The sequence below is a fragment of the Rhizobium sp. R339 genome, assembly GCF_002211395.1.
Classification (GTDB): Bacteria; Pseudomonadota; Alphaproteobacteria; order Rhizobiales; family Rhizobiaceae; genus Rhizobium.
This window is the reverse complement of sequence record NZ_LOKV01000014.1, coordinates 24413-47368: the sequence shown is the minus strand read 5'-3', so window position 1 is coordinate 47368 and position 22956 is coordinate 24413. Positions and strand designations below refer to the sequence as shown.

The following is a 22956-nucleotide window of genomic DNA, read 5'->3' as shown; positions in this document are numbered from 1 at the left end:
CTGCGCGGCAGCTGGCATCTTGGATCGCCAGACGTGTCCGTCGCCTTCACTTGCTTAAAAACCAGACGCCGGGACGGCAAACCCGCCTGGACCAAGCCTTTCCGGCTTCTCGCCCTTTTCGCTATGCCCAGTTGCAGTCGGCCTAAGAAAGCCGGATATACAAAGACCACTCCACTTTACCGGCCTGATGACTTCTAATCATCATTCTACTGACTTCTAATTATCATGATCGCCGGCGCCGAAATTTCAGGATTTGGGAGGGAGGAATTTGCCTTCGCACGCGTGCGTCGTCGGGGCTTACATTGCAAGATCAGCATTTTCGCCGGAGGCCTTTGCTGCTGACCGGGATCGTCATAAGCGCATTGGCGCTTGGACAGCTTGGCCTTCTGTCGTGAAGCTCGTTGATGGCAAGCCAGATAATTTTCTTGCCTTCCCGCTGATGGTTCATTCTGCCTGCGCCACTCTCTTTTATGTCATCCGGACGTCAGGCACTCGAACATCAGAGGGTTCGATGATCAGGCTTGCGGCGTTGGCGCTCATTCTCATGATCCTTGGTATGGCCCGTCGGACCATCGAAGACAGATCGCCGGATTTTTCGCGTTTCTCTATAGCGTGTCGGGCATTTTAGTCACCCTTATACTAACGAATTTACCCTAGTATAATCCCCCGCACCTATGTTACGTCTTCCTGTGCGGCTTGATCAGTCTTTGCGGGCAAACGAGGGAAATGTGCGACAGTTTTTGATCGGTAGCCAGACGTTCGATGAAAGTTTCCCAGACTTTCAGCTGCATCTCGAACGCGCCTACGAACAGAAGCTCAGACCACTTTGTCGGTGTAGGGAAGCACCGGTGCCGATGTACATCGCCCGGATGGACGGCCAGTTCCTGATCAAACGGATGCCGCTTTCAGGACGAGATCACGATCCCGGCTGCCCATCCTACGAACCGCCCTATGAGCTATCCGGCCTCGGGCCGTTGATCGGCAATGCCATCCAGATCGACGCGGCGACGGGCGCGGCTGTGCTCAAACTCGATTTCTCGCTGTCGAAACGAGGGAACCGATCGGCTTCGGCCTCATCTTCGGCACCGTCGGAAACGGTGCGAAGCGATCCGAAAAAACTGTCGCTCAAGGCGACGCTCCACTATCTCTGGGAGACAGGGGAACTGACGGAATGGACGGCGCTATGGGCTGGAAGACGCGGCTGGGGTCGCGTCCGCAGCAGCCTGTTGAACGCAGCGAGGCAGATGATCGTCCGCGGCGGCCCGCTCAGCGACATCCTGTTCGTCCCGGAGGTTTTCCACCAGGAGGACAAGGATATGATCTCCGCCAGGCGCGCGGCGATATTGGCCGGCGCCCAGGCAACTGGCCCCGGTCCACGCAAACTGATGATGACGGTCGCGGAGGTGAAGGAATTTTCCTCGGCACGCGATGGCCAGAAGATAGTAGTGCGTCACCTGCCTTTCCCTTTTATGATCGACGAGGGCGCGTGGAAGCGGTTGAACGTCCGTTATGAAACCGAGCTGGAACTCTGGCGATCCAACGAGGAGTTTCATCTCATCCTCATCGCCACGTTCGGTATTTCGGGCGCGGGGATCGCCTCGGTCGACGAAGTGGCGATGATGGTGGTCAACGAGAACTGGATCCCGTTCGAAAATGTCCATGAACAGCGTCTCCTGGAGCGGCTCTCCGGCCTCAAGCGCAGAAGCGTGAAGGGGTTGCGGTTCGATCTTTCTCGCGACCGGCCGATTGCCGCCGTGACGTTACCGGAGGCAAAGCCGGCGCCGGTCGCTATGTTCATCGTTCCGACGAAAGCCGACGAAGACTACGAGATTGCCCTCGATGAGATGATCGCCGCGAGAGCCGAGATGACTCCCTGGATCTGGCGTGTGGCCGACGGCGAAATGCCGCGGCTACCATGATCCACACCAGCCTCCTCGGTCAGCGACGTAGACGCCCCCAAAAGGAAGGCCATCGCACGGACGATTTCTCCCGCATGAAGCCCGCTTTCGCCCGTTCAAATTGGCTCAGTGAGCTCTCTGCCATTTCTGCATAGCTGCACTGCACAAAAAATATTTTACCAAGCGGTCAAAATATGAGCATATTGCCTCCAGCTGATGCAGTTGATGGTTTTCCTCCCAGTGCCATCGTGTCAGCTGTTCCCCTCTGGAGGTTATTGACCTTCACACCTTAAAGGGCCCTGGTTTCCAGCGGCCCTATTTTTCTGCATAGACGTTGGTGAGGCGGCCGCCTTGCATTGCACGATCACGTCGGAAGCAGCGTCTGCCGTTGGTGGTAACCCAAGCTTCAAATTGGCGGGTCGAGCTCGTTCGCCGCGCGCTCCTATGGCACCCAGAAATCGGAGATAAAAGGCGGAAGATATTTCACTTATTGCAGTTATGGGCGGCTTGCCCTATATACATGGTCAGGAGGTGTCCACCATGACCAGCCATGTTCTTCAATTTACCGAATTGTCGGATCGCGACCGCCAGGCCGTCGCGCCTATGCCAAAGCTGGCACAGGGCGACCACCTGGAGCTGCGGATTCGTCGCGAAGGTGGACAGCTTCAAACCCTTCCTCTCCCAGCCTCGGCTCTCGCGCCAGTTGAGGCACTCCTCGATCATCTGTTGCGCGGCGAGCGTGTTGCCGTGCTAACAGAAGATCAGGAATTGAGCCCGACCGACGCTTCCACCATCCTCGGCATCTCACGACCTCTCGTGGTGCTGCGCATGGATCGCGGCGATCTGCCCTTCCGCTATGTCGGCAAGCACCGCCGAGCCAAGTTGAAGGATGTTCTTGCGCTCAAGGCCAAGCTCGACGCTCGCCAGAAAAGCCTCAACGCGCTGGCCGAGGATACAGAGGATCTCATCGTCAATCATGGCCTCTAAGCCGCCCGTCGCGGTCTATGATGCCTGCGTCCTCTACCCTTTCCATTTGCGCAATGTCTTGGTCCAGTGTGCTTTCGACGGTCTCGTCGACGCTCGCTGGACCGACGACATCCACGCCGAGTGGATTCGCAATCTGGCCATCGGCTCACCCGAGATACCAATCTCACGTCTGGAAGCGACCCGTGATCGGATGAAAGAAGTTTTGCCCGATGCAGATGTCGGCAACCACGAAATTCTCATCCCCGACCTCTCGCTACCGGATCCCGATGATCGTCATGTTTTAGCTGCAGCCATCGCCGGAAAGGCTTCCGTGATCGTCACGTGGAATCTCAAGGATTTCCCAGCCGCGGACCTTCGGCCTCATGGGGTGACCTGCGTATCGCCGGACAATTTTCTCCTGGGCCTCCATTCCACCTTTTCGAACGCATTGATCGACAGTATCAGGCGCGCTCGGTTGAATTTACGCAAGACGGTGCCGGCGGTTCACGAATTCGTTGATGCACTGGACCATCAGGGGCTCCGCGCGTTTTCAGCGGTCCTACGTGAGCGGGCCAGACAATTGGACTGACGGTCGAGACCAGTAGGATTCTCCGAGTTTCCGGACACAATCCCTGTCCTTAAGCGGGCGTTTGCGGGAGGGGCGAAGTCCTACGCTAAACTTCCAGAACTATCGCGATAGATGCGACATCAGAAAATCGGCCACCCTCTGGCGAGCTGCGTCGGCGTTTCGGGTTCCCGAACTCAGGAAAAAGTCATGCGCGCCGTTTTCGTAAACATCCAGAGTGACAGGTCCGCCGAGCCGTTGCGCTGTCCGTCGCAGCTCCCGGCCGACCGATAAGGGAAACGTCTGGTCGGCGCTCCCCCAAATCAAAAGCAGCGGCGGCAAGGAACGGATAGGCTGCGAATAGCCGTTCGGGAAACCACCATCGATCAGCACCAAGGCGTCAATGTCGGATCGACCGGCCGAAGCGGCCGAGGCGATTTGTGCGCCAAGGGAGATTCCGAGAATGCCAACCTTGCCGCCGTGGCGAGGCTGGCTCCCAAGATAAGCGGCCACGCTTTGAACGGCGGAAGTCCAGTCCGACAACCGCTGCGCATAATAGGCGATGCGCGTCTGCGCTCCGCTCGCTGTGGCGACAGTGTCGAGGTCGGCCGCGGAGAGGACATGAACGAAGTGAGCATTCAAACCCGCCGCCCGAAACGTGTGGCCGATCTCATCATAAATAGAGGCCCCGAAGCCTTTGCTGCCAATTAGGATCACAACGGCCGGACATGTCGCGTTTGCGCAGTTCCCGAAGCTCTCGACCAGAACACGGCCGGCCGCGGTCGGCACGGTGAATTGCTGCCGGGATGCGGCATGAGTATCGACGAACATGCCTGCCAGAACGAGAACGCACGAAAACAAGCGCATACTTCTAAAACTCCACTCCTTGGCATCGCGACACAGTACGCGATCGGCCCATACCTACCGCCCCTAATCAAGCGGCTTATCTTCGGTGGGAAGACTATGCTCGGCCCACTCCCTTCTCGGTATCGGCTCGTTCGTGAGAAATTCAAAGACCTCGACCTTCATATGATCCAGCGTGCGATCACATTTGAATTGCAAACTATACTAATCTTATTAGCTGTGCAGAACTGCCACCTCTGCTGCATAGGCCACGACGCGATCCGGCCTTAGGCTCGATCCGACGAAGAGCGGTCGAGGTCCGTCGCAGCGTCGCGAAAGTAGATCTCACTCACCCGAAACCGGCCGTCGATCCGCTTGCATTGGACGATAATGTCGATCGCGATCGTCAGCATCTCGCGGATGTCGTGGCGTTCGAGGTCTCCGCCACCCTCCGACTCCTTGACCAGCAACGTCAGCTGCTCGAAAGCGAGGGGGGCGGAATCGGCGTGGACGGTGGTGATCGAGCCGGGATGGCCGGAGTTGACGTTGCGGATGTAGTAGAAAGCCGTGCCGTCTCGCAGCTCCTGCAAGAGAATGCGATCCGGCCGCATGCGCAGGCAGGATTCGAGCAGGTCCTTGGCACCGACTTTGGCGAGCCCCTGCCCGCCTTTGGAATAGAAGAGCCGAACGTGGTTGGGTTGCGGGACCACCAGCTCGGGCGTGTCCTCGATGGAAATAATCCGCTCGCTTTGCGGAATGTGGCGGATCAGGGCTTTCGATAGCGTGGTCTTTCCCGAGCCGGTGGCGCCGGAGATGATGATGTTCTTTCTGGCGAACACCGCCTCCCGGAGGAATGCCTTGTAGGCGCCGATTCGATAGTATTCCAACAGCCTTCGGTCTGATCGTTTCCCACCGCCCTCGGCCGGCGCAACATCGGCAAACAGCCCGCCATGATCGAGATCCTCGAGGGTCAGCGACACGGAGGATGGCTTGCGGATGGTAATGCTGACCGTTCCCTTCGTCGTTGCCGGCGGGATGACGATCTGGATCCGCTCGTCATCCGGCAAGGTCGCCGACAGGATCGGCCGCGTCTCGTCGATCGATTGATTGGAGAAGCTCGCGACCGCGCGGGCGAGACGCATCAGCCTGTCGTAGGACAGCTCCGGCACGTCATGGGTTTGCCATCCCTCCCTGCCCTCGGTGACGACCTGTCCCGGCCGGTTGACGATGACCTCATAGAGCGTCTTGTCGCGTAGGAAGCGTGATAGTGGCGAAAGCAGTTCGCGCACGACGCCGGAGTCGGCAGCTTCAGTCATTGCCGAACCTATTTTGTCACGAGCTTCGAGGAGGGGCTGAAATCACCAAGCACGGCGCGGTCGTAGACACGATTGCGTGGCTCGGTCACGCGAAGCCGGTAAACGCTCGAGAAATCGAGGTCGCGGGCGACGTAGATCGAGACCAGTTCGCCCTGATGTTTCATGAGGGTCGGCGGAATGTTGATCGACTGCTCGACGGCGATCGCCGCAGCTTGCTGACCGGCGCTGGTGGTATTTTGCGCGTCGACATCGCTGTCCTGCAGCCGGCTGCTGGCATAGGAACTGGCGTCTCCGACGATCGACAGGAGCATTGCGCTTCCGAACCGCTCCCACCAATGGGTGTCCACATAACCATCGATGCCGGCCCGGCCAAGCGCATCGGTTGCCGGCGACGCGAGCGTGATGATCACGCCTTTCGGCGTCTTCGCCCGGTTCCAGAGAACGAACAGGCGCTTCTGTCCACGGCCAAGACCGCCGCGATATTCACCGACGACCTGTGTGCCTTTTTCCATCAACACCACGCGGCCATTATCCGAGAGAATGTCCCGGTTGATGACGCAGCTGGTGAACCCCGGCTGATCGGAGGAGAGCGCGGTCTCGAGAACGCAAGGAATGGATGTTCCCATGGCAACGATGAAATCGCGGTTGCCCAGCGTGCCGGCGCGCGATCCCTGCAATTGCGTCGGCGTCAGCAAGCGGTTGAAGCGCTGGTCTTCGTTTTCGCCCTGCGAGCCGAAGCCACCGGGATTGGTGCCTAGCGGCACATAGTTCGAGGCCTGATCCGGCACCGCATCCTGATCCTGCCGCCGCGTCGCCGGCGATTTCTCGCCGCCATAGGCGATGACCGGTGCACGGCGGGCAGCGTCGAGCAGCTTGTCATCGTCGGTCGGCGCCTGCTCGGCGGCGACTGGCGTCGGGAGCTGGACCTGCGGAAGAGGCGCTACAGGCTGGACCGGCTCCTTCGCCGGTTCGAAATCCGATGTCTGGCGAATAACCACCCGCTCGGGCTGGGCACCGTCTGACGGTTTATCCTGGCCGCGCATCGACCAGAGGGCAAAGGCGACAAAGACGACGATCGCCAGAGCGACTGCGCCGCGTTTGAGGATCGGATTGTTTTCGAGCCGGCCGCCGGCCGACGTCTCGGCGCGCTCGCCCGGGATCTGGGTCATCTCTTCCTCGGCCATGTCACCTCCTATTGCGCCGCGCCGGGCGGCGCCTTGACGACGCGCTCGACCGATGGTGACGTCGTGTTGGTCTCGGGATTGATGCCGACGCGATCGTAGGCTTCGTTGAAGACGCAGAGGACGTCGCCGCCCCGGCGCAGAATGAACTTCCGGCTGATCGCGTGCACCAGGACGAGATCACCGTCGACGGATTTCGGAACCAGGCTTTCGCTGCCGTCGGAATTTTCCATATAGATCGCCGGCATTTCCTGGTTGCCGGCAAAGGCGAAGGTGGTGACCTTGCCGTTGTCATAGACCGCTTGCGGTTCGAGCGCCTGGGATCCTTGAGCGGAATAACGCCAGTTGCGCGGCCCATAGGCTTCGTGGAGGGCAAGCACGCGATCGGCCTCGCCGGCTTGTGCCGCCTGCGCCCGGGCGGCCGCTTCCTGCCGGCGCCGCTCCGCATCATCAGCAGGATAGCGATATTTCAGATAGAAGTAGGTGTTCTGCCCGGCTTCGACGCTGCCGTCACGGACGGTAAGTTCCATCTGATAGCTGCGGGTCGAGCCGTCCCGTCGTGTCGTCACGACCGAGATATTGGTCACCGGCTGGTTTTCCCGGGGCTTCAGGAACAGAATGTTGCCGGCCGGCGCCACTTCCCAAGCAACGCTGTTGCCAAGCGCGACATGAGCGATTTCCTCGTCGGCGGCGAATTCGATCTGTACCGAAGACCGGAGCGTGCCGACGACTTTAGTGATGTTATAGGGCTGGTAGTCGACGAAACGGATGCGGCTGTCCTGCGTGGCGCCGCGTGGCGTTTCGAGGGCGAGCGCTGCAGACGAAATCCCGGCGGCCAGGATGAGCGGGAGAAGGAACCGTGGTTTCAATTGATCGCCTCCGGATCGGCGCGATATTCGCTGACGACGAAGCCGAGGGGATTGGTCAGCCGGTCGGTCGAGGACATCGGAGCGTTGGCATAGGAGAAGGTCAGGGTCGCAACCCAGTGCGTGGTGCGCACCTCGTCACCGCGGGTCACGCTCCTCATATAGCGGACGGATGCCACATTGGCGTTGATCAGCGAGATGGAAACAATGTTGATCCGCGACGTGGCGCTGCGGCCATAAATGTTCTGCGGGGAATCGGGATTGCTTCCGCGGTAGACTGCGGCAAATCGAGTCTGTTCCGGCTGCGTCGACAGCAAGGCGACGGTACGGAAATTCTCCTCGCCCTCGCTCCAAACGTAGCCCTCGCGGGCGCGGACATATTTGGCCGCGAAATATTTGGTGACGGCCTCGTCGTAGGTGCCGGCGGTCGAGGTCAGCGCCGAGACCACGTCTACGATGCCTGTGGAATTATCGACCCGCACGACGAAGGGCTCGACGGTTTTCAAAGGGGTGAGGCCGGCAACGGCAAATACCGAGACGCCGGCCAGGATGCTGGCGCAAGCAGCGACGAACCAGGCAATGCGGGCGGAACGCTCGACCTGGATCATCCGGTCCTGATCGAACCGGCGGGCCTTTTCAAAGTAACTTTTGAGGTTATCCGTGGTCACCATATCATTCGCCCTCGCACGGACGGTAGGAGCCCGCGACATCGAAATGCGCGAAAGCGGCCGGCGTAACTGAGGACGGCTCCTGCCCATAGGCGGCGGCGTGACTGGTCGGCTCAGTGGCAACAGCGCCGGTCGTCGGCTTCTTTGTTGCCCCACTATCCCGGTCTTGCCACTGCCACATCGAGCGGTTCAGCGGCCGGCGGGAATAACCATCACATTTGGGCAGAGGGTGGGAAATCGAACCGCAGCCTACCAGGCCGACGGTCAGAAGAAGCGACAAAACGATACGGAGCATTGAAAAAACCTGTTCAATTGTCTGAAGCGTTGGACCGTCATTCGGTCCGGCCTGGCGTCAGGCGGCGGCCGACGGAACGCGCGCCGCGGCCGACCGCTCTTACTGTGTGGGATGTCGCCCAGGCGAGCGTGCTTTCGTGCGCATCGCGGGCAGCGCCATAGCCATAGGTGAGCGACGCCCCGCCCGCCGCAAGAGCCGAAGCAATGCCGGGCAGTTGGTAGAAGACGTAGAGTGCGGCAACGCAAATGGCGCAGAGCGCGATCGGCCGCATGAGGACATCGCTGTAGCCTTCGATCGCCGTAAACGTCGTGTCGATGCAGGTGATCAGCAGCGAGCCGATGGCAACGACCAGGACCTGAAGGATGACGAAATTGACGAGCTGGCCGATCCAGGATTCCGTGAACCGGCGGGTCGACTGGAACATCGCGAGCGCGATGAAGATCGGACCGATCGCCAGCACGATAGCGAGCGCCAATCTCGCGTAGAGCGACACGATATAACCGATCGCCGCGACAAGAAAACTTGCGCCGATAACCAGCAGGCCGCCCACGCCGGTGACGATATCGATAGGCCAGGAGCCCCGCGACCATATCTCTTTGGCGCACCTCTGGCCCTTATCCAGCAGGCTGTCGAATGTGGAGGCGCTGGGCGCCGTGCCGGAGTTCAGCGCCTGCGAGATCTCCTTTGGCAACGCATCGAAGAAGATGTTTGTGACATAAGTCTGGTAGTCGCCGGCATTCCTAACCAGCATCACAATGATGGCGAGCTTCATCGCGCGGAAGGCGAATTCGAGGATCGGCTCCTGCACGGAGCCGCGCAGAACCAGGTAGCCATAGAGCACGACATAGAGCGTGAGGGCCGCCGTCAGCGGGCCGCTGACCCAGCTGGCGATATTGGAGGTGCCGGAGGAAATGAAGTTTTCCAGCGGTGTCTTGAACTGTCCGTCGACGAAGCTGAAGACCTGATACAACGTCAGCCTCCCAACGATTTGCCCATCCGCTCCAGCCGCAGCTTGCCGTCGGCTGCCTCGGCGTTGCGGCAATTGGGCGTATCGCGGAGTTCTCCGGGATTGTTACGGCACTCGCCGATAATCCTGGCGAGCAGACCATCGTCCGCCATGAGCTCATCGACGGTGTAAATCTTATCCACCTGTGGGGAGCAGGCCACCAGAAAAAGCAAGGCCGCGCTGGAAAGAAGCCACTTCATTTGAGCGCCGCTCCCATCGTGTCCATGCGCTTGCGCCAGTCCTCAGCCTTGCGTTGGTCATCGACCTGCACCTGGGCCTGCTGGACCATCTGCAGGCCCTGCATGCGCAGGACGTCGGTTTGCAGGAAGGCGGTCTCGGCCTGGAGACGGGCCTGCAGATCGGCGATGTCCTTGGCGTCGGCCGCACCGGAGATTTTCTGGCGAAGCTCATCGATGCCGCCGATGCGCTTGGTCGCCGCATCGTAGATCTGCTGGCCGAGGCTCATCTGCCCGGCGTTCTGGTTCTGGATGCGCGAGAGTTCCTGCGCATAGAAATCGTCGGCATCTGTGCGGTAGATGGAATTGTCCTGAAGGAATTTCGAAGCGGAACTGCCGAAGACGCCGCCGCCGGAACCTTTTAACAGCTCCTCGATCGCGTCGAAGTCCTGCGGCAGCGCCTTGCGGATCGACGGATCGTTCAGCAGGCTGGCGATGTCGGCCATGTTGGTGATCTTGTTCAGCGAGCCGTAGAGCTGCTGGGCTTGCTGGAGCTGCTGGTTCAAGGCGTCGAGCTGGGACTTCAGCTGCGTGATGCTCTCGATCTGCTTGGCGATCGATGTCTGATCGATGACCGGGATGCCCTGGGCCGATGCCAGCATCGCCGACGCCAAGAGAGCGGCAGATACAGACAATGGGCGCATCGTTCCTGCTCGGATCATGCTGTCTTCCTCCTCTGATGAAACACGGCAAGCCAGTCCTCCGGTCCCTCGCCGATCTCCAGTCGGATGGCGTCGGCAAGCTCGACATTGGCGGTCCGGCCGGAGAGGATGGCGAGCTCGTCGTCGAAGCCGTTGAGGTTCAGCTCGGCGACGACGCTGTTGTGCCCCTGCTTGACGATGAACCGGCGGCTCTCGACGGAGAGCTCGCGCGAGACGAGCTCGAATTCGCGCTCGGTCAGCTTGAAACCGTCGACATAGTCGACGCGGTCGCCGCGCGGGTTCGGCAGAAAGATCTGAGTCGGGCACTGCTCGATGATCGTGTGGGCGATCGGCGAGACGATGGCCTCGCGCGGGCTCTGGGTCGCAAACAACATGAGACCGTTCTGCTTGCGGATCGTCTTGAGCTTGTTCTGGGCGAGATCACGAAAACCTTCGTCCTGCAGCGCCTTCCAGAATTCGTCGATGACGATGATGATGCGACGCCCGTCGATCAGCTGCTCGATGCGATAGAACAGGTACGCCATCAACGGCGTGCGGATCTCCTCGTTGTCGAGGAAATCGGTCATGTCGTAGCCGATGAGCCTGGCGCCGATGCCGATATCGTCGGCTTCGTTGTCGAAGACCCAACCAAGCGGACCGCCCCTCTCCCACCGCCGGAGACGTGCGGCAATGCCCTCGGGATCGGTGTTGTTGAGGAAGGTGCGCAGGGCGCCGATGGAGCGACGCTCCACCGGCAGGTCCGCCACCCCGTCGACCGCCGAGGCGATGTCGCGCAACTCGGTGATCGATAGTTCGCCAGATCCGGATCGGACCAGCTTGGCGATCCAACCGGTGAGGAATACCTTGTTTTCCGCCGTGAATTCCAGTGCTTTCAACGGCGCGCAGCCGGTGGCGACACCATTCCTCAGCGGCAAATAAGTACCGCCGGCTGCGCGTACGAAGAGATCGGCGCCGCGGTCCTTGTCGAAGAAGACCATATGCGGATCGTGCTTTTCGAGCTGCGACAGCATGAAGTTCAACAGCACCGTCTTGCCCGTACCCGACGGGCCGCAGACGAAAGTGTTGCCGAGATCGCCGTGATGGAAATTGAAATAAAAGGGCGAACCCGACGCGGTCTTGAGCATGGCGACCGCCGGTCCCCACTCGTTGCCGTCCTTCTTACCCGCCGGATAGGAATGATAGGGAGCAAGGGCTGCAAAGTTGCGCGACGTGAGCGCGCCCGAGCGCGCCCGATAGCGGAAATTGCCCGGCAATTGCGCCCACCAGGCGGCCTCGAGTCCGAGATCCTCGCGGGCGACGACCGCGCCGCCGCTGGTGAGATAGGCACGCGCCTTCGCCATGTGATCAATCAGTTCCTTGACCGAAGGTGCGAAGACGGCAAGCGCAAGGTGATGCTCTCCGAGAACGAAGCGATTGGACTCGAGATCGTCCATCGCCTCGCCGAGTTCCTCGATCTGCGAGGCCGCCTTGTCGCCGGCGCTGACCATCTGGTTCTGCTTGCGGCTCATGATCGTTCGGGCATCGGCCTTTGAGATAAAGGCGAAGGACTGCGTCAGGATGAACTCGAACGGTGCGGTCAGGATAGCGTCGAGCATGCCGCTGCGCGTGGTCGCCGGATATTCCTTGAAGCCGAACATGCCGGCATAGCGGCTGTCGGCCTCGTGACGGATCTCGACGGTCTCGCGCCCGAAAATCACCCGATCGGAATAGATCGCCGAGGAAATTCGTCCCTCCGTCAAAGGGATCGGTTCCCGCCGGCCGCCGACGATCTGGTGGAGCACTTCGCTCGGCTCGGAGAACAGGATGCCATCATGTTCGTAAAGCGTGAGCAGCCGCGGCTCGAAGCGCTGCAGGCCGGCGACGACATCAGCCACGCGGTCACGCAGATGTTTCAAGGCCTGTTCGTCGAGTTCGGTATCGGAGTGGCGCGCCCTGCGCAGCCGGGAGAGAAGTTTGGCTGCCTTTTCGGCAGGATCCCGGCCGGGATGCCAGGCGAGGGTGAGGTAGAGATCGTTGCGGAACAGGTCTTCGCCCACCATCCGCTCCCGATATCGCGCGTTCAGACCATCGGAGAAGTGATTGGCGAAGCGTCCCTCGGGATAGGCATTGTCGCGGCGGCGCACGACATGCGTCCAGAGCGCCAGCCGCTCGTCGGCGATATTGCGATAGAGCGTGTTCAGGCTGCGGTGCAGGCCGTTGAGGTCCCTGACATCCGATGTTTCGAAGGAAACGCCATCGAGAGCGATCATCGTCATCAACGCTCGGGACTCGAGCGCAATGGTCGTCTCGTCGACGTGCCTGACATAGGGAATGAAGGTCTCCGGCCCGAGTTCGCGCGACCGGAGCGTCGCAATGTTAGCCAAGGCTGAGATCCCTTTCGTTGTAACGCCGGGTGAGCGTCAGAGGCGAGAGCGTGGCGCCGCCCCAATAGGCGGCATTGCGGGAACGGCCACTGGTTTCGATCCACGCAATCAGGATGCGGAACATATTGTGGTCGTGCTTGATGAGCGCGCGAAACAGGACATGGAAGACGATCCCGACCAGCGCGTAGGCAATCGATCCCGCGGTGATGTAGAGGATGGTCGTCAGCATGATGTTGACGCCCATCGCCTCCATCGTCACGCCGGCGATCATTGCCGGGCGGGTGCAGGCGAGAAACAGCGTGTCGTCTTCCAGATTCGGAATGCTCGCCATTGCTCAATTCCCGACGATGGTGTTGACCAACTCGGTGGCGCCGAAAATGCCGCCGATGCCGATGATCCAGAAGCCGGCACGCCTCAAATCCATGTAACCGAACATCCAGGCGATGCAGATGATGATGACGGCGATGACCGCCAGCAGGCGGGCGATGTTGCCGGTCAGCATATCGACGATGTTCTGCAGCACGGTTTCGATGCCGGCGGCCTGGGCGAAAGCTGGCTCGACCAAGCAGATGACAATGGAAGCCGCCATGAGCGTGGATGCGGCAAAGGGGCGAAGTCTGGCTTGGGAGATCATTCACTCTGCTCCGATCGATCATTCTGAAAAACGAGAACCGAGGATTGCCGCCCTGAGCTGAAAACATCCCAGGATGCGGCCTCGGCGGTTTGGGAGGATTGTTTCGCAAGCGCCGGCGCCGCCTCATCTTGCGTCGGCACGCCAGGCCCGGCCCGACTATCGGGATCGCCAATCACAAGAGAAGAAAGCATCGGCGATAACCGCTTTGCTTCCTGGCGCACCTGCTCGTCATATCTGACCATGGCGCCGAGGGATGGATCGTCGCGCCCATAGTAAGACTGGAGCATCACCCTTTTGGCCTGAGCCGGATCCCCCTTGCGTAACGCGGCGCGGTAGTATCCGTCGAGAAGCGTGGCCGTGGCCTTGAGGTTCAGGCAGGGATCAAAGGCGTCGGCGATGGATAGCTTCAGTTTCTGAAGCGGCTCAATGCCAATGCCGCCAAGGCCGATCTGGATGTCCTGGCGATCGGCAATCAGGGACGTGGCAACCTCGATCGCCTCAGCCTTCGATGCGGGTTGGGTGGCCAGCGGCGGGCCGCTATTGATGCGAATGGCGAAGGGCTGAAACCGGCTCTCAAGGCTGACAACGCCGGCCAGCGTCTGGACCTGAACCACCGGCGCACAGGTTTGCGCGATTTCGACGAATGCAGCACCCATCGGTCAGTACCAAACGCGCTGTTTACCGGCCCCGTCGATGGTGACATCGACATAGTGCGGCTGCGATCGCACATTCGGGCGCGTTATCGGATAGCCCATGCACTGGCGGTGCCCGTCCACCCGCTGCCAATGTGGCGACAGAACCGAATTGTCGTTGGTGTAGTCGTCGTCGCCCTTTGAGCAGAGGCTGTTGCTCACCGGCTGCGGCGCTGTCGAGACGCAGGTCGTTTCCTGCCCGCGCGGACCATAATCGCTCGTCAGTCTGTACCCGGCATCGCAATAATAGGGTTCATAACCCGGTCGCGAACTCTGAAAACCGACACCGCTGCAGGTCGGGAACGAGTGGCCCTCGGTAAGCGCCTGCCACAGTTTTTGGATCGGCGGCCGGCATTCGGCATATTGGGTCGGCCCGCCGGGATTGGAAAGGCATAGGATAACCTGGCATCCCCAATCTTCGGCCCGCGCTTTACTGCCGGAAATAAGATAGGGTGGCGCGACGAAGCAGACCGCGAGCAGTGAATTCAGGAGAAGGCTTTTCATGAACAGGATCCTTCGAGACGACGGCGCCCTATTGCGTTTCGGGAGAGCCAATCTGCCTGCCCGCATTCATACTGTCTTATATAACACAGTTAAATGACATGACAAGCGCGATTAAAACGCAATGGCACAACCTTGCCTTCTCGGGCCTCATTCTCCATGAGATCCTCGATCATCCGCTGGCGGACGAGACCCCGCAGGCGAGACTGAAGCAGATCGGCATGATGACGATCCTCTATACGATGACCCAGGCCCACCAGAAGCTAACCCTCTCGAATATCATCGAGATTACCGATCTGACGCGAAGCGGCGTGAAGGAGACGGTCGACCTTTTGGTAAAGCGGGGAATGCTTTTAGAGACGATGGGGAGGAACTCCATGGGCCGGGGAACGGCGCGGCAATTCGAGATCTCTGGGGAGCTCCTGAGCAAGCTGAGCTCTTTCCGCGCCAGCCAGGAGGCGGGTTAAACTGACTGATTTTCGATGCTTCATGGGCCGAGATGCGAATCATCTGGCAGTCCCGATCGTATGGCTGCCGGCAGTGATCAGGGATAATGGGGCAACCCGCCCGCAGGCGGGTTACAATCAAACAATGAAGAGTATCGGAGAAATCAGCATAGCGGCGCCGTCAGGCGGATTTCGGGAATTCTCGCCACGCTAAGGGCGGAACAAGGGCAGCCGCAGGAGCCTCAGCATAGCGGCCGTCAGGGAGGCGGGACCGACTGCCCCCGCCCGTGCGTTCCGTTTATCTGCAAAGGTATTCGCACGCGGTAATCTACGCCGCGCAAAAGCACGCGTCCTGATGACAGCATTAATGACGATTTTGACAAGGCTGGAGCCTCGCCCGTTGTGGCTCGATCGAAAGCCGCCATCTGCAGTTCGGAGGTTCACCGAAGGTTTGGGGCCACCCCCGGGTCATAGGCTCTGAGCCGGCTGCCGGGCCGAACGAAAGACTGTTGTGATTACGATAGAGACAAGCCATCGGCCGCCAGCTTTTTCTCCAATTCCCTGTAGGCCGAAATGAGAGCGGCGATATTTCAGGATTGCAAGCAGCGATAAATTCGCGATTTGCAGCAGCTTGATCGTAGCTGATTTCCGACGAGTGCGATCTTACGTCGGCGATCGCTTTAAAATTCAAGTCCTAATAGGTTGTTGTCGTGGCAACACATCCACAGCCATAACTTTCAGAACCCTTCGGTCCACGACCATACCATGGTCCTGGAGTCGCGCTTTCAATAACGCGCTTATTGCGGCGATGATTTCCGTAACATTCATTTTCGTATCGGTTCCATTTCCAACCGACCTATTTACAGTAGGTCGTGAGCACATCGATGATTGACTTTTACCCGTCACCGCTGAACTGCAAGGCGTTCCGCTTCGGCTATCGCGGCTGCTTTGGTTTTGAACGGGCCGATATCGTGCTCTTCAGTGTCGGGCAGCCATTCCGCGAGGAACCACCACCCACCTGGGCGGTAGCTGACACTGCTTCTCACCGAGCCGATGCCCTTGGCGAAGAACCAGCCGGAGTCGATTCCATCCTGTTTCCACAAGATGCTCTGATCTGTCACGGCACACTCCGAGCTCGCTCTATTGTCGGGGATATTTTATCGACTCGGTTTGACCGGGGCAATATTCGTCTTCAGCAAAACCATTCAAGCTAGGGCACGGCACTTCCTGTCGATCAATGCTTGTGCCTCGTCCATGACCTGTCGATGCGGCACACCTGGTCGAGTATCGACCAGCGCCTCGCGCACCTTGGCACGGAACCATTCGTCGTGCGCTTCGGGGGCGGTCGTCAGAGCGACTGGCAGGCCGTCCTCCTTGACGACGCGGGTTAGGAACATCCGCACGGCATCCGAGACGGATAGGCCGAAATTGGCCAGCGTTTTGGTGGCGTCCGCCTTGAGCTTGTCGTCTACTCGAACGTGCAGCATGGATGTGTGTGCGGCCATCGCAGTTTCTCCTGATCTCTACGTTCATGTATGTCTCTCGATTGAGACACATTCGGGAACTGCCATCCGTTGTCTTGCTTCGGGTGGAGTGTCGCCGCGGCGGCATTTTTGCTGAATTATGTAGCATTGCCGCAAGATTTCGAACCCATGATTGAGGAGATCGAGACAGGAAGGACTTGGAAAGGTACAAGGCTGATTTTGCAACTGTGATCAAGGTCTTCGGTCGCAGTAACGTGAAGGTTTGCGAGCCGTGGTCGATCGACATTTTTGTCGATGCTTAACTCTAGCAAGCTTTCGACCACTCCGCTGACTTCCTATCGACCATTTCGCTTCATCATTGCCGACCATTCCGCTGACTATCTATCGACCATTCTGCTGAACTTTTGATTGACGCATTCTCCTTTTCGTTTCTGACGAAAGGAGCCCGCGCAGTCCTTGACGCCGGAGTGGCGGGTGCACAATAGGACGTCAGAGAAGAAGAGCACCGCGGTGCCGGCAGGCGCCGCGACCGCTCCGGCGATCAGCCGGCCATATGGATGAGACGCCCGATGCCGTTTCGACACGAGGCGTCGACCTTGCTTCTTGGCCCGCGAGATGGATCGTGATCGGAGGCGGAGACCGCAAAGCGGGCTTCGGGAGCGAAGCGACACGAGTAGAGCCAGACCGCCGAAGGTGGCTCGCCCGAACACATGTTCCCTCGTCTCAACATCACACCGATGAATCGATCTGCCGCAATCGATTCAAACCTGTCGTTGGACGTGGAATGCGTGATCGACGATTCTACCGCTATGATCGCGCAGCCCTACCAGCTCTTTATCGAACGCACGGACACCTCGAAGAACATGGCGCGCTACTACGCCATGAATATATCCCCGACTCTGTTCGGGCAGACCTGCCTGACGCGACGCTGGGGGCGGATCGGTACATGCGGGCAGTCAAAAGCCCACGTCTTCGCGAGAGAAGAAGAGGCAGTATCGTTGTTCCTCGACCTTCTCCGCCAGAAGCGATCTCGCGGCTATCGCCCGAAGGGGCACATCTAACAGGAGCGTCTAGCTTCATTTCGTTGGTGGCGAAGCGAAGCTATGCGCCTGGTGCGCCGGTCGATCCGGCGCGACAGGCTAGCGAACGGCAGAAACCCCCGTCAGAACGGAGGCTCCGTCGTTGCCCATCCTTCCTGCTCGGCCACCAGCATCTCGCGCTCGGCCAGCGCGAGTTCGAGTTCGCCCTCGATCTGCCGACGCTCGGCAGGATCGGCGTTGCGCAGCTCGGCTTCGAGTTCGAGGATCGTGCGGTCGAGTTCGTTCGTCATCGTCGTCTCCTTGACGTTTGTGAAAGACGCGCGCCTCGGTCATGGCGGGATAGAGGGGTCAAGGATTGCGGAGCAACCGGCGGAGCCGGGCGAGTGGGGATGCCGATTTTGTCGGAGCGGAGGGAACCGAGCGGAGGCAAAATTGGGGGAACCGCTCGTCCTTGAGGCCTCTATCCCGCCATGACACCCTCGGAGGGACTGAGCAGACAACCAACCTCTCGTGTGGCACCGATAATTGTCGGGTGCGGCAGACATTGTCGCGACTCTCGGAAAGCCGAGTGCTGCTCTCGAGCAGAAGCTGTGGAAATCCAGCGCTTTGGACGTTGTACTCACTCTTCACCGATGACAGGACGAAAATCGCCTGTCACGGATTCCATATCAATCACAATGCGGAGACTGACATGACCACCACCAATGAAATCGCCGACAAGATCGCTACTGAGCACAACCTGACCAAGGCGCAAGGTAAGGCAATCGTCGAGGCTGTGATCGCCTCGATCACCGAGGCTGCCGTCGCCGGAAACGAAACCTCGCTGCCCGGCTTCGGCAAGTTCAAGGTCAAGGACACGCCGGAGCGGGAAGCGCGCAATCCCGCGACCGGCGCAACGATCAAGGTCGCCGCGGCGAAGAAGCTGGCCTTCACGCCGGCCAAGGCCCTGAAGGATGCCCTCAACAAGTAGGCCAACTGGGCGAATAAGAGGAAGCCCGGCCTCCAGCAGAGGTCGGGCTTTCGTGTTTTGCGCAACTAGCGCCGATTAGTGAGTTTGAGGCTGCAAATCCTGGACATTGCTATCAGGCACCGGGCAGATCGCCTCTCGGGCATAGTCATCGAGCAGCCGGCATAGCGTGCCAGATGCGATTGGAACGAAGTCGTAACCCACAGCGATCGCGGCTGCGCGGAGATCGCACAGGGTTTCGAACGCCCGGATATTAGTACCGAGCGAGAGCGCCAGGTTCTCACCCTCGCTGTCGGCGAACGCCTGGAGAAAGAACGTCTGCAGCGGCCGGTCGTATCCGATGACAGCATCGGGATCGGCATGGCGGGATGCGGTTCTGGTGACAGTGATCGTATAGCGGCTCATCGCCATCTCCTCGGATTATGTGGATGGGAGAGGCCGATCCCTTTCGGGACCGGCCATCTCGCTCAGGCCGGGTTATTCCAGAGGATGACTTTGCGATTGGTTTCGCCGCCGGGAGCCGGTGCGAGATTGCCGAAGATGACGCCGATCTCGGGTGCTTCGAGCTTGACGGAGAGATATTCTTCACCGGTCTGGCGGGCGATGCGGTTCCAGCCTGCGCCGATTTCGAAGCCGGTCTTGCGGTGGATGATGCGGTAATCCGGAGCTTCTTCGCTGGCCTTGTTGGCATTGGGGATGATGGCGATCGGGGCATTGACCCGGATGGTGGCGAAGACGCCTTCGAGACTGCCATCGGTCTTCTGCGTCAGGGTTGCGATCGTGGTAGCCATGGTAATTCTCCTTCGGTTGCTCGGGACCATTCCCGATGGCGCCCGGAGAAGGGGGCGAGCCGCAGGCGTCACCGGAGCGTCAGCACAGGGGAACCCCTTGCGGGTTGACGCTGATTGCGGCCGGTCCCTTAGAAAGGCGACATAGAGAAGGGAATGGTTTCGAAGCGAGCGACGGAGAAAGGCCTTGAGGCTTGACCGCACGCTGATGCGGCCACCGGGAGCCATTGGCGTCTCTTGAGGCATCCGGACAACCGACGGCTTGCGCGGTTCCCCTGCGTAAACGGCTTGCTCCCAAGCCCGATCGCCTCAATAGCACTGGCCGTCCTGAGATTGTTTAGCGGGTGAACCGTGACACCCGTCTGCCGCGATGGGCGAAAGGCAAAACGTCAGCCGCGGCGCAGCAGCACCAAAAGGCACCATAAAGGCGATTGTCCGGAGTCGGTTCGTGCCCGGGATAACGCTTCCTCTGAAACAATACCCAGACTACAAAAGCCTTCCGATCGGAGGGCGCGCCGCCAGCAGGACTTTGATGGCTTGTTCGCAATTATCGATCAGGACGAGCGCGTCAGTCCCTGCAAGCCGTGGCCCACGAAGTGGGTGGCGGTTTCCACATACCGCTCGACGGAGCCGGGGCATCGCAGCAAAATTCTTTTGTCGATTTCAAGTTTCCTCTAACAAAGCCGTCGTTAAAATTTGAGGCGAGGGAACATGCGAAAATTGGTGGCTGGCAAACTGCACGGCATCTACGTGACAGAGGCGAATCTCAACTATCATGGCTCGATTACTCTGGATCCCGATCACTGTGAAGAAGCGGGCATACTCCCGATGGAGTTTGTCGAGATCTGGAACAAAAATTCGGGAGCCAGAATCTCCACGTACGTCATCCTGGGCAAGCGAGGTTCCCGGTGCTGCATTCTCAACGGTGCAGCGGCCCGTACCTGCCAGCCCGGGGATCAAATTATCATCTGCAACTCGATCTATCTCGACGAGAACCGGATCACATCGCTGAAGCCGAAGATCCTAACCTTTGATGAGAACAACCACATCCTGGATCGAATGAGTTACTCCGTGTCAATCGGCGACGAAGGAAGGCATTCCTTCGAAATTCTTGATGATGCGAATGCTGCACTTCCTATTCCGCTTCTTGTGACCAAGCCATCCACGTAAGCATCCGATTGCCACCTTCGACCGACCGCTTTTCGGTCTGCGGTATGAGACAAAACCTTCGCGACAGGGCGGCCTAGTCGCCGCCTGCCCGCCAGACGGGGATGCCGAGCCGGCGCGCCTTATCGGCGAGATTGCCGGTGATGCCGTTACCAGGGAAGACGATCAGGCCGGCCGGCATGACGGACAGCATCTCGTCGTTGCGGCGGAACGGCGCGGCCTTGGCGTGTTTCGTCCAATTCGGCTTGAAGGAGATCTGGGTCACCTTGCGGGCCTCTGCCCAGCAGGCGGCGATGCGCTCGGCGCCCTTCGGCGAGCCGCCGTGCAGCAGCACCATGTCGGGATGCTTGGCATGCGCCTGATCGAGCTTCGCCCAGATGCGATCGTGGTCGTTATAGTCCATCCCGCCTGCGAAGGCGATCTTGGTGCCGGCCGGGATCAACACTTTGGTCTCGGCACGCCGCCGGGCAGACAGGAAGTCGCGGCTATCGATCATCGCCGCGGTCATGTTGGCGTGGCTGACCTTCGAGCCGGTGCGGGGGCGCCAGGCAGACCCGGTCTGCGCCTCGAAGAGATCGGCGGCGAAGTCGCGCATGAACTCGAAGCTGTTGCGGCGCTCCAGCATCGTGATGCCTTCGGCGATCAGGCGCTCGAGTTCGACACTTTTGACTTCGGAACCGTCCTGCTCGCGTTGACCGCTGCGCTGTGCCTCCTCGTTGCGGTCGAGCTCACGCTGAATGCGCTCGCCGGCACGGTGGAAGAGATTGACGATCGACCAGAAGAGGTCTTCGAGATCGGGTTCGAGCCTCGTATCACCCAGCATCTCGAAGAGGGCGTCGAAGATCGTCGTCAGCGACCCCTGAACGGCCGGCTCTTCGGGGAGCGGGCGAGGATCGGGTTCGTCCTGGAAAGGACGATACCCGTGCACTTGCATCTCGTAGATGAAGCGGTCGGTCGGGGAGGATGTGTGCTGCGGCTCGGGGCCCTCGATGAAGGATGGAAAGAGGTTCATGTCGATCTCCGTCGGTTTTTCGCCGCGCCTCTCGCGGCCTGACGGCGATCCCTGTCCACGTGGGAGCGGGCCGGAACCGCGGCGGATCGCGCCGCGGCCCAGCGAAGCGCCGGGCGGCGGAGGGAGGGTTTCTTGGCTCGCGAGGAGCCGCGGCAAAGCCGCTGCGGGGAAGAAACCTGACCGACCCGCTGAAGGCCGGGGACCGCGTGGTATGGGTCGCCTCTCGGCAGGCCAGCGGGTGCGTGCAAACCTGGAGGTCCTTGACGCCGCGTCCATCGGAAACCGGCCCAACGCCACTTCGCGCCGTCGGCTGGGCGATATCACGCGGCGGGCAGAAATGCCTCGATATCCTCCGGGACGAGTTGCCGACGAACGTTCGCCGTCAGTCGATCCGGTCCCAGCCTGCGCAGATCCTCGTTGAAATCGCCGAGTTCCGGGGCGAGCACAAGCGGCAGCATGCCGATTGATCGAGCCATCTGGCTCAGCCTTTCGATCCCATGCCGGCCGGCCGCATCGGCATCCGCAGCGATATAGAGGCGCAAGCAGCTTGCGGGCACCTTGAAGGCCGCAAGGTGGTTGGCAGTGAGCGCCGCCGCCATCGGCATTCCTGGGATGACATGCGACAGCGACAGCATTGTTTCGAGCCCCTCGCCTGCCGCCATCACCGACACGGGCGCATCGATTGGCATATTGAAACGCACCGCGTTACCGAGCAGGCTGCCCAATGCCCGCCTGGGATCCTCGACCTTCGCCTTGCCGTCACCGGTCGGGTCGAGCCAGGTCCGATGCACGCCGGCGATCGTACCGCTTGGACTTGTGACAGCAGCGATCAGGGCGGGATAGCGCGCGGTATCGCCCGTAAGTAGATCGCGGTAATAGCAGGAAGGATGGAAGCGGAGACCGGCGTGGTCCGATCCGCGCAGAATCCCACGCTGTCGCAGGTAGCTATCGGCAAGTGTGCCCTTGAGCGGCTGGCCCATCGCAAACAGCCGTCGTGCCCGCTCTGCTGCCGGGCGGTTGGCTCGGCCCGCGACGCCGATTGGTCGATACGCCGACGCTCCCTCTGTTTTTGGCAGGCGCAGGAATTGCCGTGCCTCGCTCGCGACATCGCGAAAATCGATCAGGCCGCAGCTCTCACGAACAAGATCAAGGAGATCGCCGTATTGACCGGTGGCAGCATCGGTCCAGCGACCGACCCGTGGGCCGGCCAGATGAACATAGAGCGACCGCCCCTTGTTGTTGCGGGTATCGCCGACGATCCAGTAGTTGCCATATCGCCGGCCGGCGGAGAGATAGTGACGACACACCGCTTCGGCATCGCGCGCGAGACCGGCAGCCAGTTCGGAGGCGGATGCCATGA

At 60.2% G+C, this 22956-nt stretch carries 28 protein-coding genes; 7 read left to right on the top strand and 21 right to left on the bottom strand.

Annotated features, from left to right (window positions below):
- The first annotated feature begins 728 nt into the window (after positions 1-728).
- From ATY76_RS18505 to ATY76_RS18495, 3 genes are all read left to right on the top strand, one after another.
- Positions 729-1919 (top strand): DUF1173 domain-containing protein, encoded by a 1191-nt coding sequence (locus ATY76_RS18505; protein ID WP_088676207.1) that lies wholly within the window; start codon positions 729-731, stop codon positions 1917-1919.
- Between the two features lie 519 nt (positions 1920-2438).
- Positions 2439-2885, top strand: a complete 447-nt coding sequence (locus ATY76_RS18500) for an excisionase (RefSeq protein WP_088676233.1) — start codon at positions 2439-2441, stop codon at positions 2883-2885.
- Complete coding sequence (locus ATY76_RS18495) at positions 2875-3453, top strand: PIN domain-containing protein (RefSeq protein WP_088676206.1); 579 nt, start codon at positions 2875-2877, stop codon at positions 3451-3453. The genes ATY76_RS18500 and ATY76_RS18495 overlap by 11 nt, the downstream gene beginning before the upstream one ends.
- A gap of 99 nt (positions 3454-3552) precedes the next feature.
- Here the strand turns inward: ATY76_RS18495 and ATY76_RS18490 are convergent, their stop codons facing one another.
- From ATY76_RS18490 to ATY76_RS18425, 14 genes are all read right to left on the bottom strand, one after another.
- A complete protein-coding gene (locus ATY76_RS18490) occupies positions 3553-4296 on the bottom strand; it encodes a dienelactone hydrolase family protein (protein ID WP_088676205.1) in 744 nt (247 codons plus the stop codon).
- A gap of 263 nt (positions 4297-4559) precedes the next feature.
- On the bottom strand, positions 4560-5588 hold the full coding sequence (virB11, locus tag ATY76_RS18485; protein ID WP_088676204.1) for a P-type DNA transfer ATPase VirB11: 1029 nt from the start codon (positions 5586-5588) through the stop codon (positions 4560-4562).
- An 8-nt stretch (positions 5589-5596) separates the two neighbouring features.
- Positions 5597-6772 carry a type IV secretion system protein VirB10 gene (gene virB10, locus ATY76_RS18480; protein ID WP_088676203.1) on the bottom strand — a complete coding sequence of 392 codons (1176 nt, stop codon included), beginning with the start codon at positions 6770-6772 and terminating at the stop codon, positions 5597-5599.
- Between the two features lie 8 nt (positions 6773-6780).
- A complete protein-coding gene (gene virB9, locus ATY76_RS18475; protein WP_088676202.1) occupies positions 6781-7638 on the bottom strand; it encodes a P-type conjugative transfer protein VirB9 in 858 nt (285 codons plus the stop codon).
- Positions 7635-8306 (bottom strand): virB8 family protein, encoded by a 672-nt coding sequence (locus ATY76_RS18470; protein WP_088676201.1) that lies wholly within the window; start codon positions 8304-8306, stop codon positions 7635-7637. The genes virB9 and ATY76_RS18470 overlap by 4 nt, the downstream gene beginning before the upstream one ends.
- Position 8307: 1 nt before the next feature.
- Positions 8308-8598, bottom strand: a complete 291-nt coding sequence (locus ATY76_RS34270) for a hypothetical protein (protein ID WP_088676200.1) — start codon at positions 8596-8598, stop codon at positions 8308-8310.
- A gap of 37 nt (positions 8599-8635) precedes the next feature.
- Positions 8636-9568 (bottom strand): type IV secretion system protein, encoded by a 933-nt coding sequence (locus tag ATY76_RS18460; protein WP_190233688.1) that lies wholly within the window; start codon positions 9566-9568, stop codon positions 8636-8638.
- A 2-nt stretch (positions 9569-9570) separates the two neighbouring features.
- Complete coding sequence (locus ATY76_RS18455; RefSeq protein ID WP_088676199.1) at positions 9571-9804, bottom strand: EexN family lipoprotein; 234 nt, start codon at positions 9802-9804, stop codon at positions 9571-9573.
- Positions 9801-10502, bottom strand: coding sequence for a P-type DNA transfer protein VirB5 (gene virB5 / locus ATY76_RS18450; RefSeq protein ID WP_088676198.1), 702 nt, complete (start codon positions 10500-10502; stop codon positions 9801-9803). Before virB5 ends, ATY76_RS18455 begins: the two co-directional genes overlap by 4 nt.
- Positions 10499-12865, bottom strand: a complete 2367-nt coding sequence (locus ATY76_RS18445) for a VirB4 family type IV secretion system protein (RefSeq protein WP_088676197.1) — start codon at positions 12863-12865, stop codon at positions 10499-10501. The genes virB5 and ATY76_RS18445 overlap by 4 nt, the downstream gene beginning before the upstream one ends.
- On the bottom strand, positions 12858-13196 hold the full coding sequence (locus ATY76_RS18440; protein WP_088676196.1) for a type IV secretion system protein VirB3: 339 nt from the start codon (positions 13194-13196) through the stop codon (positions 12858-12860). Before ATY76_RS18440 ends, ATY76_RS18445 begins: the two co-directional genes overlap by 8 nt.
- Positions 13197-13199: 3 nt before the next feature.
- Positions 13200-13499 (bottom strand): TrbC/VirB2 family protein, encoded by a 300-nt coding sequence (locus ATY76_RS18435; RefSeq protein ID WP_088676195.1) that lies wholly within the window; start codon positions 13497-13499, stop codon positions 13200-13202.
- Positions 13496-14155: a transglycosylase SLT domain-containing protein gene (locus tag ATY76_RS18430; protein WP_088676194.1), complete on the bottom strand. Its 660-nt coding sequence runs from the start codon at positions 14153-14155 to the stop codon at positions 13496-13498. Before ATY76_RS18430 ends, ATY76_RS18435 begins: the two co-directional genes overlap by 4 nt.
- A gap of 3 nt (positions 14156-14158) precedes the next feature.
- Positions 14159-14695 (bottom strand): hypothetical protein, encoded by a 537-nt coding sequence (locus tag ATY76_RS18425; RefSeq protein WP_088676193.1) that lies wholly within the window; start codon positions 14693-14695, stop codon positions 14159-14161.
- 98 nt (positions 14696-14793) lie between these two features.
- On the opposite strand from ATY76_RS18425, the gene ATY76_RS18420 reads away from it, so the two are divergent.
- Positions 14794-15159: a MarR family transcriptional regulator gene (locus ATY76_RS18420; protein ID WP_088676192.1), complete on the top strand. Its 366-nt coding sequence runs from the start codon at positions 14794-14796 to the stop codon at positions 15157-15159.
- 881 nt (positions 15160-16040) lie between these two features.
- Here ATY76_RS18420 and ATY76_RS18415 read toward each other — a convergent pair.
- Both ATY76_RS18415 and ATY76_RS18410 read right to left on the bottom strand, forming a co-directional pair.
- Entirely contained in the window at positions 16041-16259 is a 219-nt protein-coding gene (locus ATY76_RS18415; RefSeq protein ID WP_088676191.1) for a hypothetical protein, read from the bottom strand.
- 84 nt (positions 16260-16343) lie between these two features.
- A complete protein-coding gene (locus ATY76_RS18410; RefSeq protein ID WP_088676190.1) occupies positions 16344-16643 on the bottom strand; it encodes a type II toxin-antitoxin system RelB/DinJ family antitoxin in 300 nt (99 codons plus the stop codon).
- 689 nt (positions 16644-17332) lie between these two features.
- Here ATY76_RS18410 and ATY76_RS18405 point away from each other — a divergent pair.
- Positions 17333-17683 (top strand): WGR domain-containing protein, encoded by a 351-nt coding sequence (locus ATY76_RS18405; protein WP_245310003.1) that lies wholly within the window; start codon positions 17333-17335, stop codon positions 17681-17683.
- A gap of 101 nt (positions 17684-17784) precedes the next feature.
- On the opposite strand, the gene ATY76_RS33760 is transcribed toward ATY76_RS18405, so the two are convergent.
- A complete protein-coding gene (locus ATY76_RS33760; protein WP_190233687.1) occupies positions 17785-17952 on the bottom strand; it encodes a hypothetical protein in 168 nt (55 codons plus the stop codon).
- 401 nt (positions 17953-18353) lie between these two features.
- On the opposite strand from ATY76_RS33760, the gene ATY76_RS18400 reads away from it, so the two are divergent.
- Positions 18354-18632, top strand: coding sequence for an HU family DNA-binding protein (locus ATY76_RS18400; protein WP_088676189.1), 279 nt, complete (start codon positions 18354-18356; stop codon positions 18630-18632).
- 75 nt (positions 18633-18707) lie between these two features.
- Here the strand turns inward: ATY76_RS18400 and ATY76_RS18395 are convergent, their stop codons facing one another.
- On the bottom strand, positions 18708-19034 hold the full coding sequence (locus ATY76_RS18395) for a hypothetical protein (protein WP_088676188.1): 327 nt from the start codon (positions 19032-19034) through the stop codon (positions 18708-18710).
- Between the two features lie 62 nt (positions 19035-19096).
- Positions 19097-19420: a DUF736 family protein gene (locus tag ATY76_RS18390; protein ID WP_088676187.1), complete on the bottom strand. Its 324-nt coding sequence runs from the start codon at positions 19418-19420 to the stop codon at positions 19097-19099.
- A gap of 708 nt (positions 19421-20128) precedes the next feature.
- Here ATY76_RS18390 and panD point away from each other — a divergent pair.
- Positions 20129-20587, top strand: a complete 459-nt coding sequence (panD, locus tag ATY76_RS18385; protein ID WP_088676186.1) for an aspartate 1-decarboxylase — start codon at positions 20129-20131, stop codon at positions 20585-20587.
- A 73-nt stretch (positions 20588-20660) separates the two neighbouring features.
- Here panD and ATY76_RS18380 read toward each other — a convergent pair whose 3' ends face one another.
- On the bottom strand, positions 20661-21596 hold the full coding sequence (locus tag ATY76_RS18380) for a DUF2493 domain-containing protein (protein WP_088676185.1): 936 nt from the start codon (positions 21594-21596) through the stop codon (positions 20661-20663).
- Between the two features lie 320 nt (positions 21597-21916).
- Positions 21917-22954, bottom strand: coding sequence for a toprim domain-containing protein (locus ATY76_RS18375; RefSeq protein WP_088676184.1), 1038 nt, complete (start codon positions 22952-22954; stop codon positions 21917-21919).
- Between the last annotated feature and the right edge of the window lie 2 nt (positions 22955-22956).